General features: G+C 64.9%; 13 protein-coding genes and 3 pseudogenes. 12 read left to right on the top strand and 4 right to left on the bottom strand.

Annotation, left to right across the window (positions count from 1 at the left end):
- Positions 1-17: 17 nt before the first annotated feature.
- Entirely contained in the window at positions 18-1,808 is a 1,791-nt protein-coding gene (gene ftsH, locus IPM73_11150; protein ID MBK8918569.1) for an ATP-dependent zinc metalloprotease FtsH, read from the bottom strand.
- A gap of 101 nt (positions 1,809-1,909) precedes the next feature.
- Positions 1,910-2,848: pseudogene (locus IPM73_11145) on the bottom strand (TerC family protein).
- 589 nt (positions 2,849-3,437) lie between these two features.
- Between IPM73_11145 and IPM73_11140 the strand changes: the two are divergent.
- Entirely contained in the window at positions 3,438-3,938 is a 501-nt protein-coding gene (locus tag IPM73_11140) for a hypothetical protein (protein MBK8918568.1), read from the top strand.
- Between the two features lie 318 nt (positions 3,939-4,256).
- On the top strand, positions 4,257-5,234 hold the full coding sequence (locus tag IPM73_11135) for an IS5 family transposase (protein ID MBK8918567.1): 978 nt from the start codon (positions 4,257-4,259) through the stop codon (positions 5,232-5,234).
- Between the two features lie 180 nt (positions 5,235-5,414).
- On the opposite strand, the gene IPM73_11130 is transcribed toward IPM73_11135, so the two are convergent.
- Entirely contained in the window at positions 5,415-5,858 is a 444-nt protein-coding gene (locus IPM73_11130) for a universal stress protein (GenBank protein ID MBK8918566.1), read from the bottom strand.
- 182 nt (positions 5,859-6,040) lie between these two features.
- Between IPM73_11130 and IPM73_11125 the strand changes: the two genes are divergently transcribed.
- The 7 genes and pseudogenes from IPM73_11125 to IPM73_11095 all read left to right on the top strand — a co-directional run bounded on the left by IPM73_11125 (position 6,041) and on the right by IPM73_11095 (position 12,958).
- Entirely contained in the window at positions 6,041-7,786 is a 1,746-nt protein-coding gene (locus IPM73_11125) for an alpha/beta fold hydrolase (protein ID MBK8918565.1), read from the top strand.
- A gap of 116 nt (positions 7,787-7,902) precedes the next feature.
- A pseudogene (locus IPM73_11120) lies at positions 7,903-9,161 on the top strand (nitronate monooxygenase).
- 95 nt (positions 9,162-9,256) lie between these two features.
- Positions 9,257-9,702: pseudogene (locus IPM73_11115) on the top strand (hemerythrin domain-containing protein).
- Positions 9,699-9,929, top strand: a complete 231-nt coding sequence (locus IPM73_11110; GenBank protein MBK8918564.1) for a DUF2249 domain-containing protein — start codon at positions 9,699-9,701, stop codon at positions 9,927-9,929. The pseudogene IPM73_11115 and the gene IPM73_11110 overlap by 4 nt, the downstream one beginning before the upstream one ends.
- Positions 9,930-10,098: 169 nt before the next feature.
- Positions 10,099-11,397: a hypothetical protein gene (locus IPM73_11105; GenBank protein ID MBK8918563.1), complete on the top strand. Its 1,299-nt coding sequence runs from the start codon at positions 10,099-10,101 to the stop codon at positions 11,395-11,397.
- Positions 11,397-12,578 carry an NnrS family protein gene (locus IPM73_11100; protein MBK8918562.1) on the top strand — a complete coding sequence of 394 codons (1,182 nt, stop codon included), beginning with the start codon at positions 11,397-11,399 and terminating at the stop codon, positions 12,576-12,578. Before IPM73_11105 ends, IPM73_11100 begins: the two co-directional genes overlap by 1 nt.
- A complete protein-coding gene (locus IPM73_11095; GenBank protein MBK8918561.1) occupies positions 12,575-12,958 on the top strand; it encodes a SirB2 family protein in 384 nt (127 codons plus the stop codon). Before IPM73_11100 ends, IPM73_11095 begins: the two co-directional genes overlap by 4 nt.
- Here the strand turns inward: IPM73_11095 and fnr are convergent.
- The gene (gene fnr / locus IPM73_11090; protein MBK8918560.1) at positions 12,943-13,686 is read right to left on the bottom strand and encodes a fumarate/nitrate reduction transcriptional regulator Fnr; all 744 of its coding nucleotides are present in this window, start codon (positions 13,684-13,686) and stop codon (positions 12,943-12,945) included. The two genes, IPM73_11095 and fnr, sit on opposite strands and share 16 nt — an antisense overlap.
- Positions 13,687-13,771: 85 nt before the next feature.
- On the opposite strand from fnr, the gene hemN reads away from it, so the two are divergent.
- From hemN to cadA, 3 genes are all read left to right on the top strand, one after another.
- Positions 13,772-15,166 (top strand): oxygen-independent coproporphyrinogen III oxidase, encoded by a 1,395-nt coding sequence (gene hemN / locus IPM73_11085; protein ID MBK8918559.1) that lies wholly within the window; start codon positions 13,772-13,774, stop codon positions 15,164-15,166.
- 71 nt (positions 15,167-15,237) lie between these two features.
- Positions 15,238-15,909: a sulfite exporter TauE/SafE family protein gene (locus tag IPM73_11080; GenBank protein ID MBK8918558.1), complete on the top strand. Its 672-nt coding sequence runs from the start codon at positions 15,238-15,240 to the stop codon at positions 15,907-15,909.
- 21 nt (positions 15,910-15,930) lie between these two features.
- On the top strand, positions 15,931-18,084 hold the full coding sequence (gene cadA, locus IPM73_11075) for a cadmium-translocating P-type ATPase (protein MBK8918557.1): 2,154 nt from the start codon (positions 15,931-15,933) through the stop codon (positions 18,082-18,084).
- Positions 18,085-18,289: the final 205 nt, after the last annotated feature.

The raw sequence follows: 18,289 nt of genomic DNA, 5'->3' as shown, positions 1-18,289 counted from the left end.
CCCGGCCGCCTGCGGCGTCATCGGACTGCGAGAGCGGTTCCGTCCAGACGTTGGCGAATCGCCTCCAGGGCATCTTCGCCGAGGGTTTCCTCGGCGAGCAGATGCCGGGCCGACTCCCGCAGCAGGCCTTCCTGTGCGCGGAGCAGATCCAGGGTGCTTCGGTAAGTGTCCTGGACCAGGCGGCGCACCGCGAGATCGATTTCCCGCGCTGTCGCCTCGCTGAAGGTTTTGGGCGGGGAGGCCAGGGGAGTGCCAAGGAAGCCCGGCTTTTCGGCTTCCAACACCACGGGTCCGATATCCGCGTCCATGCCGTAGCGGGTGACCAGGGCCCGGGCCATGGCGCTGACGCGCTGAAGATCGTCGGCAGCCCCGGTCGACACGTGCCCGAAAACAATCTCTTCGGAAGCGCGGCCGCCCAGCAGGATCATCATGCGGCTTTCGAGTTCGGCCCGGGTCATGAGATAGCGTTCCTCGGTCGGCCGCTGAATGGTATAGCCCAAGGCGGCCACACCGCGGGGAATGATGGAGACCTTGTGCACCGGGTCGCTCCCGGGCAGGGCCATGGCCACCAGGGCGTGGCCCATTTCGTGATGGGCGACGGTTTCCCGTTCCCGGGCGGAAAGCACGCGGTTCCGCTTCTCCAGGCCGGCGACGATGCGCTCGATGGCCACGGTGAAGTCGTCGAGTCCGACGGCTTCGCCATTTCGCCGCGTGGCGGCCAGGGCCGCTTCGTTGCAGAGATTGGCGAGTTCGGCACCAGTGAAGCCGGGGGTCAGCTCGGCGATCCTGACCTTGTCGGCATCCGGGGCCAGGCACAGCTTGCGCATGTGGACCTCCAGAATGGCGGCGCGGCCCAGGCGGTCGGGGCGATCCACCACGACCTGGCGGTCGAAGCGGCCGGTCCGGAGCAGCGCAGGGTCCAGGACTTCCGGGCGGTTGGTGGCGCCCAGAAGAACGACGCCGCTGGTCGAGTCGAAGCCATCCAATTCGACCAGGAGTTGGTTGAGGGTCTGCTCCTTTTCGTCATGGCCGCCGAGGGCGCCGGCGGCGCTGCGGGCGCGGCCCAGGGCATCGAGTTCGTCGATGAAGATGATGGCCGGCGCCTTGCTGCGGGCCTGCTCGAAAAGATCCCTCACCCGGGCGGCACCGACACCGACGAACATCTCGACGAATTCGGAACCCGAGATGGAAAAGAAGGGAACCCCGGCCTCCCCGGCCACGGCCTTGGCCAGGAGGGTCTTGCCGGTTCCTGGCGGACCGACGAGCAGTACCCCCTTGGGCGAGCGCCCGCCCAGGCGCCCGGCGCGGGCGGGGTCGCGCAGGAAAGCCACGATTTCCGTCAGTTCGTCCTTGGCCTCGTCCACGCCAGCGACGTCGGAGAACTTGACCCCGGTGTCGGCTTCCACATAGACCTTGGCCTTGTTCTTGCCCAGGGACATGAAACCCCCGCCGGCGCCGAGCTTGCCGGCAAAACGGCGCATGGCGAAGATCCATATGGCGACAAACACGACCGCGGGGATGACCCAGCCCAGGAGTTCCGCCAGCCATGTGTTTTCGACCAGGCCCGTGAACTTCACTTCGTGGGTGGCCAGTTCCTTGGCCAGTTCGCCATCCACGCGGGTAGTCACGAATCGGCTCTTGCCTTCCACGGGTTCCTTGTAGGTGCCCAGAATGCGGTCACTACCGATGGCGACTTCGGCGATGCGGCCTTCCTTCAGTTGCGTGCGGAAATCGCTGTAGGGAATGGCGGCAGTCGATCGGGCACCCTGCCACAAGTCGTGGATGAGGACCACGGCCAGGAGGGCCAGGCCGAAATACCAGAGGGAGAATTGGGTCTTTTTTCCATGATCTTCGCCTCAAGACACGTGCTTTTCGGACGATGCCCGCGCCAGCTCCCGGGATCGCCTGGCCAGGAGAGCACGACGGAGGTGCCGATGATGGCGGCCACCACGCCCAGGGAGAACAGCACCGGGATCTTGTAGAGGTCGATGAGCAGCATCTTGGCACCGATGAAAACCAGCACCAGGGCCAGACCGTACTTCAGCAGCGAGAAGCGGTCCGCCATGTCGGCCAGCAGGAAGTACATGGCGCGCAGGCCGAGGATGGCGAAGATGTTGGAAGTCAGCACGATGAAGGGGTCGGTGGTGATGGCGAAGATGGCGGGAATCGAATCCACCGCGAAGATCACGTCGGAAAACTCCACCAGCACCAGGACGAGGAAGAGCGGCGTGGCGTAGCGCACCCAGCGGCCGTCTTCCTGGCGGCGGACGAAGAAGCGTTCGCCCTCCAGGGTGTCGGTGATCTTCATGTGGCCGCGCAGCCAGAGGACCAGCGGGTTCTTGGCGAGGTCCGGGGTTGCGTCGGCGAACCACCACATCTTGATGCCGGTGATGAGCAGGAAGCCGCCGAAGACGTAGAGCAGCCAGTGGAACTGGGCGATGAGCCAGACGCCGGCGAAGATCATCACCGTGCGCAGGACGATGGCGCCCAGCACGCCGAGGACCAGCACGCGCTTCTGCAATTCGGCGGGGATGGCGAAGAAGCTGAAGAGCATCAGCCAGACGAAGACGTTATCGACGGCCAGCGATTTCTCGATGAGGTAGCCGGTGATGTATTCCAGGGTCTTCTGGTTGGCGATCTCGCGGCCCAGGCTGCCGTCCAGGTGCCACCAGAGGAGGCCGGCGAAGGCCAGGGATACCGCCACCCAGACGACGGACCAGGTGGCCGCCTCCTTGAGACTGACGCGATGCTCCTTGCCGCCGCCGACCACGAAGAGGTCGATGGCCAGCATGACGAGGACGATGGCGAAGAAGGCTGCCCACATCCCGGGGGTACCGATGGTTGCCATGTTTTGCTCCAATTCAGTTGCGTTGCGCGACGTGGCGGCGTAGGTGCGCCGGGCACGGACCTTGTCCGGCATGGCACAGGTGCGACTGAAATGGAACCTTTGCCAGCGCGGCAAAGGTCTTGCTCGTGGGCATCTGCCGATGACCACCCGGAGCGCCGGGGCAGGCGAACCTGCCCGTGGTGACGACGCTGCGGCTTAAGAGCTACTCCCCCTTGGGACAGGTGCAGACTAATTTATCCGACTAATTTGGTCAACGATTTTTCTTGCCGCGCCGGAATGTTGATTTGCATCATAGGCCTACGGCTTGCCGGTGGGAGAAGATGCGGGCGGTGTCAGGCCGGTGCCGCTTCCTGCCGGCCTTGTCTCCTTGACCATGGAATCATGTCCCGAAACCCACGAATCGGACATTTGCTAGCGGCGGCTTCGGCCGTCGCTATTTTCTTTTCCGCTCAGGCGGAAGAGTCCGCCGCCCACTGCTTCGAGCGGGTCCGCGCTGCCGGGGCCGTCGGCACGGTCGCGGCCGAAATCGTGGAAGTCGTGGTCCAGCCCGGAAACAGCTGCGGGTTTGATGGTGTCCGCGCAGGACGGAATGGCCGAAGTCCGCTATCCCATGGCCTTCAACAACATCGCCGAAGGCTGGAACTGGAATCCGCTCGCCAGGCCGGAGGTGGAGGACTACTACACCTGGAAGTACCTGCCCCTTCAGTCCATCGTCGAGGAACGCGGAGAGTACGACGGCGAGGACAAGATCGGCGAAGTCGAGCACCGCAGGGTCGTCTGGCGCTATGACTATTTTCTGGCCTTCGCCAATCTCTACGATTTCTACCCCCGCTCGACCGACGACGATTCCGGCTTCGCCGCCCTGGTCCCGGCGGCCCGCGCCGGCCACGTCAGCTTGCGCGCCATGGCCCGTCTGGTGGAGCCGTGGACCCGGGAAAGCAGCACCTTCTGGAAGGCCACTTACCGGAAGCCGGTGGATTTCAGCCTCAAAAAGCGCTATCTGATGGCGGAACTGCTGGAAATCCGCTTCGTGGATCAGGAAAACGGCGCCGTGCTGGCCGTCTTGCGGCCGCAGCCTCAGAGGCAGTGAAGAAATCGTGGCGAGCGGCCCGAGTGCGAGGCGGACGGAGCGCAGCGACGAGACCTATCAGAGCGCTGGTAGTCAGTCAGATAGGTTCAGCTATGTTCGGCACGCCCCGCATCCCCGCTCGCTTTGTCGCTCATCCTCGCCATAGCTTCGGCTATGGCTGCGGTTCGCTTCGCGCGATCGGGGCGCGGAGGCGCGCCTCGGCATCGACGCAAACCTATCTGACTGACTACTAGGGAAACTCTGCATAAGTAACCATCATGCAGCGCAATTTGAGAAAATGACGGCATTGTCATTGAGTTGATGAGACAGATGAAACCGATGAAGCAACTGAGCCTGGCCGAGACGGGTTTTTTGCCGAAAGCCGGCAAGCAAACCCGCAAGGCAGTGTTCCTGGCGGAGATGGAAACGGTGGTGCCGTGGTCGCGTCTTGAGTCGCTGATCGAGCCGTTCTACCCGAAAAAGGGAAACGGCCGCCCGCCGATGCCGCTGGGCACGATGCTGCGGATTCACTTCATGCAACAGTGGTTTGGTTACTCGGACCCGGCGATGGAAGAAGCCTTGCACGACGTGCCGCTGCTGCGCCAGTTTGCCGGACTGGATGCCTTCGAGGATGTGATGCCAGACGAAAGCACCATCTTGCGCTTCCGCCATCTGCTGGAGAAGCATGACCTGGCGGTGGCGATCTTTGCCGAGGTCAACGCGGTGTTGTCGGAGAAAGGGCTGTCGATGAAGCGCGGCACGGTAGTCGATGCAACGCTGATTGCAGCACCGAGTTCGACGAAGAACGAAGACAAGAAGCGTGATCCAGAAATGACGCAGACCAAGAAGGGCAATCAGTGGCACTTCGGGATGAAAGCCCATATTGGCGTCGATGCCGACAGCGGCTTGATTCATACCGTGGAATGCACGACGGCCAAGGTTGCGGACATTGCGATGATGGAGAAGTGCCTGCACGGGGAAGAAGCCATTGCGCTCGGTGATCGCGGCTATCACAAGAAGAACCGGACGATTGACGAGTTCCAGAAGGAAGGCAATCTGTCTGTTCTGACACCGACCAAGAAGCCGGCTGGCGGAGCGCTGACTGAGGAGCAGAAGGCGTTCAACCGGATGCTCTCGGCGGTGCGGGCAATTGTTGAACATCCGTTCCGGGTAGTGAAGCGCCAGTTTGGCTTTGTGAAAGTTCGCTACCGTGGTCTGGCGAAGAATACGGGGCAGATCGTGACGCTGTTTGCGCTGGCAAATTTGTGGATGGCTCGCAAGCGATTGTTGCCCTTGGTGGGCGAGGTGCGCCCGTGAAACGGGAAATGCAGGGAAAACTCCCTGGATTTCACGGTCAACGGTCGAAAATCGCCTGTTTTTCATCTTTTTTATGACAGCCTGCGCGGAAATAGCCGGTTATTCAGAGAATCCCTAGGCGAGGAGCGCGTACCGCCCAACGAAGCCATCGGGCTGCGCAGTAGATTTATCCACTACCTCTCAGCGATAAACCAGGACCGGGATGGTGGAGTGGGTGAGCACCTTGTTGGTTTCGCTGCCCAGCAGGAAGCCGCTCAGCCCGCGCCGGCCGTGGGAGGCCATGAAGATCAGGTCGCAGCCGGCGGCGCTGGCCGCGTCGATGATGGCCTGGTAGGGAATGTCGCTGGTCGCTGCCACGGCGTCGCATTCGACGCCCGCTTCCGCGCAGAGATTCTGGACTTCCTCCAGGTAGTCGCTGGCTTGCTGATCGGCCATTTCGGCGAATTTCTCCGGGGTGGTCGGGTCGATCAGGGCGCCCTCGCCGAAGTAGGCGATGGGGTATTCGGGCTTGGCGAAAAAGGCGGTGACGCGCGCGCCCGCCTCCCGGGCGAAGGAGACGGCGCGACGCACCGTCTGGCGGGAAAGCTCGGAACCATCGGTGGGGACGAGAATGTGCTTGAACATGCATGGCCTCCGCTATTGTCTTGATTTGTGGGCGGGCGGCTTGTCAGCCGCCCCGTCAAGGCTCATGCTACGCCAAGCGGAAAGCTTTTCAAGCACTGCGAAAAGCCGCGGGTCGGGGGGCAGAATTCTTCTGCCGGGCTCATTTTCCGCATGCAGGCCGTCACTTGTCGAAAGGGAGCGTCATGTCCAGCGGTTCCAGTAACCCCCACGGATTCAGCGTCGATTGCGAAAATCCTGCCGAGGCCGCGTTCAAGGCCATGAGCAAGGTTCTCGATCCCTTTGGCGTCACCACCTCGCTCTTGAACGCCCAGGCTGCCTGGTTGATGCATCCCCAGGAACTGATGCGGGCCGCCCACTCGCTCACCGGCGACCTGGCGGCGCTCCAGACCCACGTCCTGCTGCGCGCCCTGGGCATGCCCTCCGAGGACGTCATCGAACCCAACGCCGACGACGCCCGCTTTGCCGATCCGATCTGGAAGGAGTCGGCCACCTGGGACATCGTCAAGGAGTATTACCTGGCCTTCACCCACCGCCTGGAGGACATGCTCTACGACACGCCGGGCCTGTCGGACAAGGAAAGGAGCCGGGCCGCCTTCTGGCTGCGCAAGTGGCTCAACATGATGGCGCCGACCAATTTCTTTTTCGGCAATCCGGTGGCCCTGCAACGCTTCGTCGATACCCAGGGGGAGAGCCTTTACCAAGGCACGGTCAATTTCTTCCGCGACCTGGAAGCGCGCAATATCCAGATGGTCGAGCCCGACGCCTTCGACGTGGGCAAGGATCTGGCCACCACGCCGGGCAAGGTGATCTTCCGCAACCGCCTGCTGGAACTGATTCATTACGCGCCCACCACGGAAACCGTGCGGGCGACGCCCATCGTCATCATCACGCCCTGGATCAACAAGTTCTACATCCTCGACCTGACCAGCAAGAAGAGTCTCGTCAAGCACCTGGTGGACCAGGGTTTTTCCGTCTTCATCACCAGTTGGAAGAACCCCGGGTCCGACATGGCCGCGGTGCGCTTCGACGATTACCTGAGCGAGGGGGCTGGCGAGGCGGTGCGCGTGGCCTGTGACTTCTGCAAGGTGCCGAAGGTCCATCTGGCAGGCTACTGCATCGGCGGTACGCTGGTGGCGAGTTACATGGCCTGGGCCAATCGGCACTTTGCGGCCGGGGAGGTGCCCGTGGCCCACTGGACGCTCTTCACGACCCTCACCGATTTCTCCCACCCCGGGGACATTGATGTCTTCATCGACGAAGCCTGCGTCGGCGCCCTGGAGGAATCCATGGCTCGCAAGGGGTACCTGGATGGCGGCGAGATGGCTTCGGCCTTCCGCATGCTGCGTTCCAACCCGCTCATCTGGCACTACTGGGTCCACAGCTACCTTCTGGGCGAGCCGCTGCCGCCCTTCGACGTGCTCTTCTGGAACATGGACACCACCCGCATGCCCCAGGCCATGCATTCCTGGTACCTCCGGGAACTCTATCTGGCCAACAATCTGGTCAAGCGCGATCACCTGACCGTGGCCGGGGAGACCATCGACCTCGATCGCATCGTGCAGCCGCTCTACGCCGTGACGGCGGAGGACGACCACATCGCTCCCTGGAAGCAGTGCTACCGCATCCGCAAGTACGTGAACGTCAAGGCGCCGGTGCGCTTCGTGCTCTCGACGTCCGGGCACATCCTGGGGATCGTCAATCCACCGGCGAATCCTCCCAAGCGCGCCTACCGGGTGGCCGAGCCGGAGCGCAACGAGCACTGGGAACAGTGGGTCGAGAAAGCCGAACGGCATTCCGGGACCTGGTGGGAAGACTGGATCGCCTGGCTGGGGGAAAGGACTGGCGCGCGCGTTCCGGCCTACGGGGCCGCCTGCCGCAAATACCCCGCCCTGGCCCCGGCGCCGGGGACCTACGTCCTGGAAAAATGAGCGCCGCGCCGGTGAGCAAATTTCCTGCAAGCCGCCTGGCGTTAGAGGATAATGGCGCCCTCGAACGAATTGCGCGAACCGGCGGCAAAAGCCGGCGCCCTGGGGAAGACTGACAGATGAAGTGCGTGGATGATTTCCGCCTGAGGCTCGGCAGGCACGAACTGGTGCCCCTCATGATCGGCGGAATGGGGTCGACATCTCGACCGTGGACCTCGCCCTGGAGGCCGCCCGCCTGGGCGGCATCGGGCACATCTCCGACGCCATGGTGAAAACGGTGGCTGACCGCCGCTACAACACCAAGTTCGTCAAGGAAAAGCTCAAGCTCTACAAGCAGAACGTCGCCAATCCGGACAAATCGGCCGTCCAGTTCGACCTGGGACGCCTGGCCGAGGCCACCCGCCTGCACGTCGACGCCGCCATGGGCTCCAAGCAGGGCAGTGGCATGGTGTTCATCAACTGCATGGAAAAGCTCACCATGAACGCCCCCAGGGAAACGCTGCGGGTCCGCATGGGGGCGGCCCTGGATGCGGGTATCGACGGCATTACCCTGGCGGCGGGCCTGCATCTCGGATCCTTCGCGCTCATCGAGGATCACCCCAGGTTCCGCGACGCCAAGCTGGGCATCATCGTGTCCTCGCTGCGTGCCCTGCAACTCTTCCTCAAGAAGTCGGCACGCACCGAGCGTCTGCCCGACTACATCGTCGTCGAGGGGCCGCTGGCGGGGGGCCATCTGGGTTTCGGCCTGGACTGGGCTGAATACGACCTGGCGACCATCGTCGCCGAAATCCACGCCTTCCTGCAGGCGGAACAGCTCGATATTCCGCTCATTCCCGCCGGCGGCATCTTCACCGGCGGCGACGCGGTCAATTTCCTCGAACGGGGCGCCGGGGCGGTGCAGGTCGCGACACGCTTCACCGTCACCCACGAGTGCGGCCTGCCGGACGACGTCAAGCAGGAATATTTCAAAGCCAGCGAAGACCAGATCGTGGTGAACATGATCTCGCCCACCGGCTATCCGATGCGCATGCTGTCCAACAGCCCGGCCATCGGGGATGGCATCCGGCCCAATTGCGAGGCCTACGGCTATCTGCTCGACGCCAAGGGCAATTGCGCCTACATCAATGCCTACAATCGCGAAATCGCCGCCCATCCTGGTGCCCGGCGCATCTCCGTGCCGGACAAGACCTGTCTGTATACCCAGATGCGCAATTTCGAATTGTGGACCTGCGGCCACATGGCCTATCGGCTGAAGGACACGACTCGGCTCGAGGGCGACGGCAGCTACCGCCTGCTTTCGGCCGAGCATGTCTTCCAGGACTACCTCTACAGCAAGGAAAACACCATCGCCTTGCCGGGGGATATCCCCACGCCATAAATTGGCCAGGCCGGGTGCCCGGATTTGACGAGGGTCAAGGTGCTGTTCGGGGACGCCTCGGAAAATGGGCCACCCCCCAACCGAGAACCCCGATCATGTCTTCCATCCGCCATTTCATGACCGAAGACCATCGTCGCTGCGACGATCTCTTCGCCGAGGCCGAGCAGGCCGTCGCCAAGAAGAATCTTGCTGCTGCCCGGGCCGCGTTCGAACACTTCCGTGGCGCGACCCTGGCCCATTTCGACGGCGAGGAAAAGACCCTCTTCCCCGCCTTCGAAGCGCGCACCGGAATGTCCATGGGCCCGACCCAGGTCATGCGCCAGGAACATCTCCAGATGCGCGCACTGCTCGACGACGCTCTGGCTGCGCTGGCCGAGGGGACGTCGATTCCTATCTGGGCCAAGCCGACACGCTCCTCATCATGATGCAGCAGCACAACCTCAAGGAGGAGAACGTGCTCTATCCCATGTGCGATCAGCAGCTCGCAGGGCAGGCCGAAGCGCTGGTGGAGCAACTCGAAAGCGAACTCACCGAAGCATGAGCCACCCCAAGTCCCCCCACGTCGTCGACGCCCGTTATCTGGAACCGCCGGAACCTTTCGTCAAGACGATGGAGGCGCTGGATACCCTGCCGGAGGGAGCGCGATTGCTTCTGCTCCTCTATCGCGAACCCCATCCGCTTTATCGCGTGCTGGAACAGAACGGTTACCGGCACGAGACCGACCAGGTGGCCGACGGAACCTTCGAGATCCTGATCTGGCGGGCCTGAGAGCTATTTCGCCGGGCAAATCCTTGCGATGAAGAGCGCTGCCATGCCCCTCATACACGCTTCCGGCTTCTCTAACGCTGGCAGGGCAGGTTCCCCCCGCGCGCTGCGGGCGAGGGGATGCAACAGAGACGCTTCGCGTCCTTCCCGCTAAGCGCTCCCCGACTCCCGCGTGCAGGCCCTTCTCTCCTTCGACCGGGCGCCGCCCCTGGCGGCCCCCTTGCGCTTTCTGGTGACGGCGCCGCTCTTCGTCGCGGCGCTGGGCCTCCTGCTCCTTTTTCAGGGCTCCGATGTCTTCTCCTCGCGCTGGTCTCCCGCGGCCCTGGCAGCGACCCACCTCGTGACCGTGGGGTTCTTCCTGCAAGTCATGCTGGGGGCGCTGATCCAGATTCTGCCGGTGGTGGCGGGGGCCAATGTGCCGCGTCCCCTCGCCTTGGCAGTTCCCTTGCACGGGGGCCTGACCCTGGGGGCGATTGCCCTGGTCCTTGCCTTCCTGGTGCCCGATCCCCGCCTGTACCTCCTGGCGGCCGTGCTGCTGGGGTCCAGTGTGGCGGGTTTTCTGGTCGTGGCGGGAGGCGCGCTGTTCCGGGTTCCCTCGACCAGCCCGACCATCGTCGGACTCAAGCTGGCCTTCGGCGGCCTGGCCGCAGTTGGCGGTCTCGGCGTGCTTTTGCTCGGGGCCCTGGCCTTCGGTGCCAACCTGCCCCTGGTGGCCCTGACCGATCTCCATGCCGGCTGGGGATTCGCCGCCTGGGTGGGAATCCTGCTCGCTTCGCTGGCCTACGTGGTCGTTCCCATGTTCCAGTTGACTCCGGGATACCCCGCCCGCCTGAGCAGGGTCTTCCCCTGGGCGCTCTTTGTTCTGCTGCTCCTGTGGAGCGCCGCCGTCGTGCTCGATCTGCCGCTCCTGGCGAGGGTTGCGGAGGGTTGTGCGGCCCTGGCCGGCATTTTCATTGCGGCCTACACCCTGCGCTTGCAAGGCAAGCGGCGACGGGCGAGGGCCGACGCGACCTATCGCCTGTGGCAATTGGGACTCGTGTCCCTGCTTGCCGCGCTGGCCCTGGCGGTCGCCGATGCCCTGTTTCCCGCGTTTGCGGCCCTGGCGGGGTGGACCGCGCTGTTTGCCGTTCTGATCGGGGTGGGCGGCTATATGTCCCTCATCATTGGCATGCTGTACAAGATCGTTCCCTTCCTCGCCTGGCTGCACTTGCGCAATGACTCCCAGGGGAGGCCGGTGCCGTCGGTGAGCAAGCTTCTGCCCGAATCCCGCGCCCTTGCCCAGGCGGGGGCCCACGGCGTGGCGGTGGTCCTCCTGGCGCTGGCGGCGCTGGCGCCCGACTTGGCGGCGCGTGCGGCGGGCCTGGCGCTGCTGGTGGCTGCCCTCTGGCTCGAAGCCAACCTGGTTTCCGTACTGCGCCATTACCACCGGGTGCGCGGCGAGATGTCGGCTGCGCCGACGCAAGGCGCCTGATGCCGGTCTTTCTTTCTGCGCCCCACCGCGTCATGTTCGCCGCCGGCAGCGTGCAGCTGGTCGTCGCCATGGCGTTGTGGCTGCCGGAGCTGCTGCTGCGGGCCGGTGTGGCTGTTCCCCCGCTTGCCCTTGGGGTGCCCCCCGCCTGGGTGCATGGGGGAAGCCTGGTCTTCGGTGTCTTTCCCCTTTTCATCTTCGGCTTCCTGATGACGGCGCTACCCAAGTGGATGGCGGCGCCGCCCCTGGAGGCGCGTCAGTATCTGCCAGCTTTTTTCCTGCTAGCGGCGGGCTGGGCGACGTTCTTCCTGGGCCTGTTTCTGCCGTTCCTGCTCGCCCCGGGCGTCGTCCTCGCGGCCTTGGGGCAGGCGGTGGGGACGGCGGGTCTCGTAGCGCTCCTGCGACGTTCAGCGAGCGATCGGGGCCATGCAAGTCTGGTCGTCGCCGCCCTCACCATTGGCGTTCTGGCCGAACTGCTCTACGCCTGGGCTCTGGTGCGCGGTGATGCCGGGTTTTTCCGCTGGGCAATCGAAGCGGGTCTCTGGGGCTGTGTGGCGCCAGTGTTCGTCACCGTCCTGCATCGTATGCTGCCCTTCTTCACCGGGGCCGTGGTCCCCCGTTATCGCTGCGACGCGTCCTTCGCCCTGCTGGTCGTTCTGCTCCTGGCGCTCCTGGGGCACGGTCTGGCCCAGGCGCTGTACCTGTTCTCCTGGCGCTGGCTCTGCGACGGCGCGGCGGCCGCTGCGGCTCTCCGACTGTCTTGGCAATGGCAGTTGCGGGCCGGTTTCAAGGCGCCCATGCTGGCCATGCTGCACCTGGGAGCCCTGTGGCTGGGGGTCGGCTTCGGGCTCTATGCCCTCCAGTCGCTGCTTGCGCTCGCAGGAGTCGTCTGGGGAGGGCTGCTGCCGCTGCACGCCGTCGGGGCCGGGTTTTTCACTTCGGTGCTCATCGGTATGGCCGCCCGCGTCACCCGGGGGCACTCGGGGCGTCCCATCGCCGATGATCGCTGGGCCTGGCCCTTGTTTCGGCTGTTCCAGGGGGTGGTCGTTCTGCGGCTTCTGGGCGAATTCTTCCCTGGCGCAAACGTCGCCGCTGCGCTGGGCTGGCTGGCCGTCTTCGGGATTCTGGCAGGGGTGTATCTCCCTATGTACCTTCGCCCAAGACCGGACGGGCAGACAGGATGATCACCTACCTTGCGATCAAGCATCTGCACGTCACCTGCGTCGTCCTGAGCGGCGTGGGGTTCTGCCTGCGTGGGGCATGGATGCTTGTCGGCTCCCCCCGCCTGGGGGCGCGCTGGGTGCGTGTCGCGCCCCACCTGATCGATTCCACCCTGCTGGCGAGTGCCCTGACCCTCGCGGTGTGGAGTGGCCAGTATCCCTTTGTGGCACCCTGGCTCACGGCCAAGGTCTGCGGGCTGCTGGTCTACATCGGCTGTGGGACGATGGCCCTGAAGCGCGGGCGCACGCCGCGCATCCGCCTGGGCTTCCTGGTCGCCGCGCTGGCGGCTTTTGCCTATATCGTCGGCGTTGCGCTGACGCGCAGCCCCTACTTGGCCTGGTGATTCATCAGGCGCTTGAGGCCCGGGATGTCGAGGATGCGAATGTGCTTCTGCTGCACGGCGATGAAACCTTCCTCCTGGAAACGCGAGAAGGCGCGGGAGACGGTTTCCAGCTTCAGTCCGAGGTAGCTGCCGATTTCTTCCCGGGTCATGCGCAGGTAGAACTCGGAGTGAGAGAAGCCGCGCGAGGTGAAGCGCTGGGAGAGGTTGAGCAGGAAGGCGGCCAGCCGTTCCTCGGCCCGCATGGTGCCAAGCAGCATCATGACGCCGTGGTCACGGACGATTTCGCGGCTCATGACCTTGTGGAAATGGTGCTGGAGGTTGTGGATCTCGCGTGAAAGCCCTTCCAGGCGGGAGAAGGGGATCGAGCAGACTTCGCTGTCCTCCAGGGCGATGGCGTTGCAGGTGTGGTGCTCGGTGCTGATGCCGTCGAGGCCGAGGAGTTCCCTTGCCATCTGGAAGCCGGTGACCTGATCGCGACCATCCTCGAGCAGGACGTCGGTCTTGAAGAAGCCGCTGCGCACCGCGTAGATGGCATCGAAGCCCTGGCCGGCACGGTAGAGATGATCGCCCCGCTTGACCCGACGCCGGGTGGAGACCAGATCGTCGAGACGTTGCATCTCGTCCACAGTCAAACCTACCGGGAGGCATAGCTCCCGCAGGTTGCAGTTGGAGCAGGCGGTCTTCAAAACCGACAGCGAAACTTCCTGAACGGCAGTCTGTGGGGGCATTTTCAACCTGTCTTCGCTTGATCCAAGTCAACCGTGTTACTGTGCCATCTGACCATAATCCGCCTACCCATGGGTGACGTGCTTGATGAACATCGCAACAGAGAACTTCGTTTTTGACGCCCAGATAATTCGCCGGTTCGACGTCAATGGACCGCGTTATACATCTTATCCGACCGCCGATCGCTTCGTCGAAGCCTTCGGGGCCGAGGCCGCGCGTGCCTGGCTGGGAAAGCGCAACATCGGGGCGTTCAGCCGGCCGCTGTCATTATACTTCCACATCCCCTTCTGCAATACCATCTGCTATTACTGTGCCTGTAACAAGATCATTACCAAGGATCACGGGCGCAGCGCCAAGTACCTGAAGTACCTGGCCAAGGAACTGGCGCTCCAGAGCGAGTCTCTCGACGGCGAGCACGAAGTCATCCAGCTCCACTGGGGCGGCGGGACGCCGACCTTCCTCTCCCATGACGAAATGCGCCAGCTCATGGAAGCGACCCGGCGCCACTTCAAGCTTCTCGACGGCGGCGAGTACTCCATCGAGGTCGATCCCCGCAAGGTGGATGCGGCCACCGTGGCGCTTCTGGGCGAACTGGGCTTCAACCGCATGAGCGTCGGCGTGCAGGATTTCGACGAGCGGGTGCAACAGGCGGTCAACCGCTTGCAGACCGAGGAAGAGACCGCCGACGTCATCCGCAACGCCCGGGCGAACGGCTTCCAGTCCATTTCCATCGACCTCATCTACGGCCTGCCCAAGCAGACCGTCATGGGCTTCAACCGTACCCTGGAGCGGGTGCTGGCCATGGATCCGGACCGTCTCTCGATCTACAACTACGCCCACCTGCCCACCCTGTTCAAGCCCCAGCGGCGCATCGCCGAGCCAGATCTGCCCTCGCCCGACGCCAAGATGCAGATTCTTTCCCTGGCCATCAAGAAGCTCACCGACGCCGGCTATGTCTTCATCGGCATGGACCACTTCGCCAAACCCGACGACGAGCTGGCGGTCGCCCAGCGTCAGGGCCGCCTGCACCGCAATTTCCAGGGCTACTCGACCTATGCCGACTGCGACATGCTGTCCTTCGGCATTTCGTCCATCAGCAAGGTGGGGCCCACCTACGCCCAGAACGTCAAGACCCTGGACGAATACTACGATTGCCTCGATCGCCAGATGCTGCCGGTTTTCCGGGGCATCGAACTCAACGCCGACGACGTGCTGCGGCGTTCGATCATCCAGGCCCTCATGTGCCATTTCGAGCTGTCCATCGAGTCCATCGAATCGGCTCACCTGATCGACTTCCGGACCTACTTCGCCGACGAACTCGACGATCTCAAGGACATGGCGCGGGCTGGGCTGGTGCGCGTCGACCGGGACTGGATCACCGTCCTGCCGCCAGGCCGCATGCTGGTGCGGGTCATTTCCATGGTGTTCGACCGCTATCTGCGGGCCGACCGTCAGCGCACCCGCTATTCGAAGGTGATTTGAAGCAGGCGGAAGGGAAGAGGCAAAGGGAAAACCCGGTACACTTCCCTGTCCTGTTTCTCGTGCCGTTCTGAATGCCTGATTCCGCCGTTCTGGCGCTCTTTCTCGTCGGTCTTCTGGGGGGAACCCACTGCGTCGGGATGTGCGGGGGCATCGTCGGAGCGCTTTCCCTGGGCGGGCCGCCTCGCTGGTCCCTGCATCTCGCCTACAGCGGCGGACGCATCGCCTCCTACGCTGCGGCCGGTGCCGTGGCGGGGGCGCTCGGGGCCGGGGCGGCGCTGGCGGGCCAATGGCCCGTCCGCCTGCTGCTTTATGTCCTGGCCAACCTGCTGCTCATCGCCTTGGGACTCTACCTGCTCGGAATCACCCGATTCCTGGCGCCGCTGGAAACGGCGGGCGGCGGCCTGTGGCGGCGCATTCAGCCCCACACCCGGCGATTCCTGCCCGCCCGCTCGGTCGGCCAAGCCTTCCCGCTCGGTATCCTGTGGGGCTGGCTGCCCTGCGGGCTGGTCTATAGCGCCCTGGCCAGCGCACTCACGGCGGGATCCGCCGGGCGCGGCGCCCTGATGATGGCCGCCTTCGGCCTGGGTACCCTGCCCAATCTCCTTCTGGCAGGACTTTTCGTCGGGCGCCTGGATGGCTTTCTGAAGCGGCCTGCGGTGCGTGCCGCCGCCGGTCTTCTGATCGTCGCATTCGGCCTCTGGGGACTGTTTGCTGCGGTCCGACTGGCCATCGGCCAGGCGTAGGGCGTTAACGGGAGCGTGGGGATGGCAGGTGAGGAAAACGGCCGGGTGGTGGAGTTCGCGATTGGCGGCATGACCTGTGCTGCCTGCTCCGCCCGTCTGGAAAAAGTGCTCAACAAGCAGCCGGGGATCGAGGCTGCGGTCAATCTTGCCAGCGAGCGGGCCCGGGTGAGGCTGACCGGGGCGGCCGACGAGGCCGCGGTCATCGCTGCCGTGGCCAGGGCTGGCTTCAGTGCCCAGCCGGCCGATTCCCGCAGCCGCGAAGCAGAACGGGAGGAGCGCCAGGCCCGCTACCGCAGTGAATTGCAGCGCTTCTGGATCGCCGCCCTGCTGACGGCGCCCCTTGTCGCCCAGATGGGCCTCATGTTCGGCCTGGGTCATGGCGCCGAATTGCCCCGCTGGCTCCAGCTTCTCCTGGCGACCCCGGTCCAGTTCTGGATCGGCTGGCGCTTCTACGACGGCGCCTACAAGGCCCTGCGCGGGGGCGGTGCCAACATGGACGTGCTGGTGGCCCTGGGCACCTCGATGGCCTGGGCCTATTCGGCGGTGATGACGGTGGCAAACCTGCCGGGGCATGTTTATTTCGAGGGTGGGGCAGCGGTCATCACCCTGGTCCTGCTGGGGAAACTGCTGGAAGCCCGGGCCAAGACGCGGACCTCGGAAGCCATCGAGGCCCTGGTGCGACTGCGCCCCCGCACGGCGCGGGTCGAGCGGGATGGCGCCCTGGTCGAGGTGGCGGTGGATAGTCTGATGCCGGGCGATGTTTTCATCGTCCGCCCCGGCGAGAGTGTGCCGGTGGACGGCGCGGTGATCGAGGGCGCCTCGGCGGTGAATGAAGCCATGCTCACCGGCGAGAGCATGCCGGTGAACAAGGGGGCAGGCGACAAGGTCTTCGCCGCCACCGCCAATACATCGGGCATGCTGCGCTGTCGTGCCACCGGGGTGGGGGAGCACACGCTGCTGGCCGGGATCATTCGTCTGGTGGCGGAGGCGCAGGGGTCCAAGGCGCCCGTGCAGCGGCTGGCCGACCGCATCGCGGCGGTCTTCGTCCCCGCGGTGTGCGCCGTCGCGGCGGTGACCCTGGGGGGCTGGCTCCTGGCTGGCGCCCCCTTTGCCGAGGCCCTGGTGAATGCCGTGGCCGTCCTGGTCATCGCCTGTCCCTGCGCTCTCGGCCTGGCGACGCCGACAGCGGTCATGGTCGGCACGGGGCAGGGTGCCCGGGCCGGCATCCTGGTCAGAAACGCGGAAGCCCTGGAGCGGGCCGAGCGCATCGCCGTCATCGCCCTGGACAAGACCGGCACCCTGACCCTGGGGGAACCGCAATTGACCGACGTCGTCCCGGGCGCTGCGGGCGAGGAAGAAGCCCTGGCCCTGGCGGCCGCTCTGGAGCAGGGGTCGGAACATCCTCTGGCGCGGGCCATCCTCGCCCGGCTGGAGGGCCGGCGGCCCGACCCGGTGACGGACTTCTCCGCCCTTGCCGGCAAGGGGGTGAGCGGGACGGTGAGGGGCCGCAAGCTGCGCCTGGGCTCCCCGGCCTGGGTCGGCGCCGAGGCCGAACCTGCTTCGCGGCTGGCCCGGGAGGGCAAGACCGTCGTCGCCCTGGCCGAAGGCGACGTGCTCCTGGCCTACCTGGCCATTGCCGATCCCCTGCGCCCCACTTCCCGGGAAGCGGTGGCCCGCCTCAAGGCCCGCGGCATCCGCCTGGTGATGCTCACCGGCGACCACGCCGACACGGCGGCCGCCATCGCCCGGGCAGCGGGAGTGGACGAGTTCCGTGCCGGCATCCTGCCCGGGGACAAGGCTGCGGCCGTCGCCGAGTTGCGCGGCCAGGGCGTGGTCGCCATGGTGGGCGACGGCATCAACGACGCGCCGGCGCTGGCCGCGGCGGATGTGAGCTTCGCCCTGGGAGCGGGGTCCGATGCCGCCATCGAAGCTGCCGACCTCACCCTGGTGCGCAACGACCTGCGGGGGGTGGACGACGCCATCGACCTCTCCCGGGCCACCCTGCGGAAAATTCGCGCCAACCTCTTTTTCGCCTTCATCTACAATGTTCTTGGGATTCCCCTGGCCGCTCTGGGCTGGCTCAATCCGGTGATCGCCGGGGCCGCCATGGCCATGAGTTCCGTCTCGGTGGTGACCAATTCCCTCCTGTTGCGGGCCTGGCGGCCCAAGGATTGATTTGACGCGAGCAGACAGCCCCTCCGGCCAGCAGCCCGGTAGCGCAGACGGCCTGCGCCTCGACGAGGTTCTCGACAACGTCGAGCACTTCGTCTACCACATCGACTACAGCAGCGGCCGCTTCGCCTACATGAGCCCCGGTGCCGCCAGCATGCTGGGGGTGGCCCAGGAGGCCCTGATCGAGCGGGGCTACGAGGCCATGGGT

Source organism: Betaproteobacteria bacterium, assembly GCA_016720065.1.
Classification (GTDB): Bacteria; Pseudomonadota; Gammaproteobacteria; order Burkholderiales; family Rhodocyclaceae; genus SSSZ01.
Note: the sequence above shows the minus strand (reverse complement) of the source record. Positions and strands in the feature narration are given on the sequence as shown.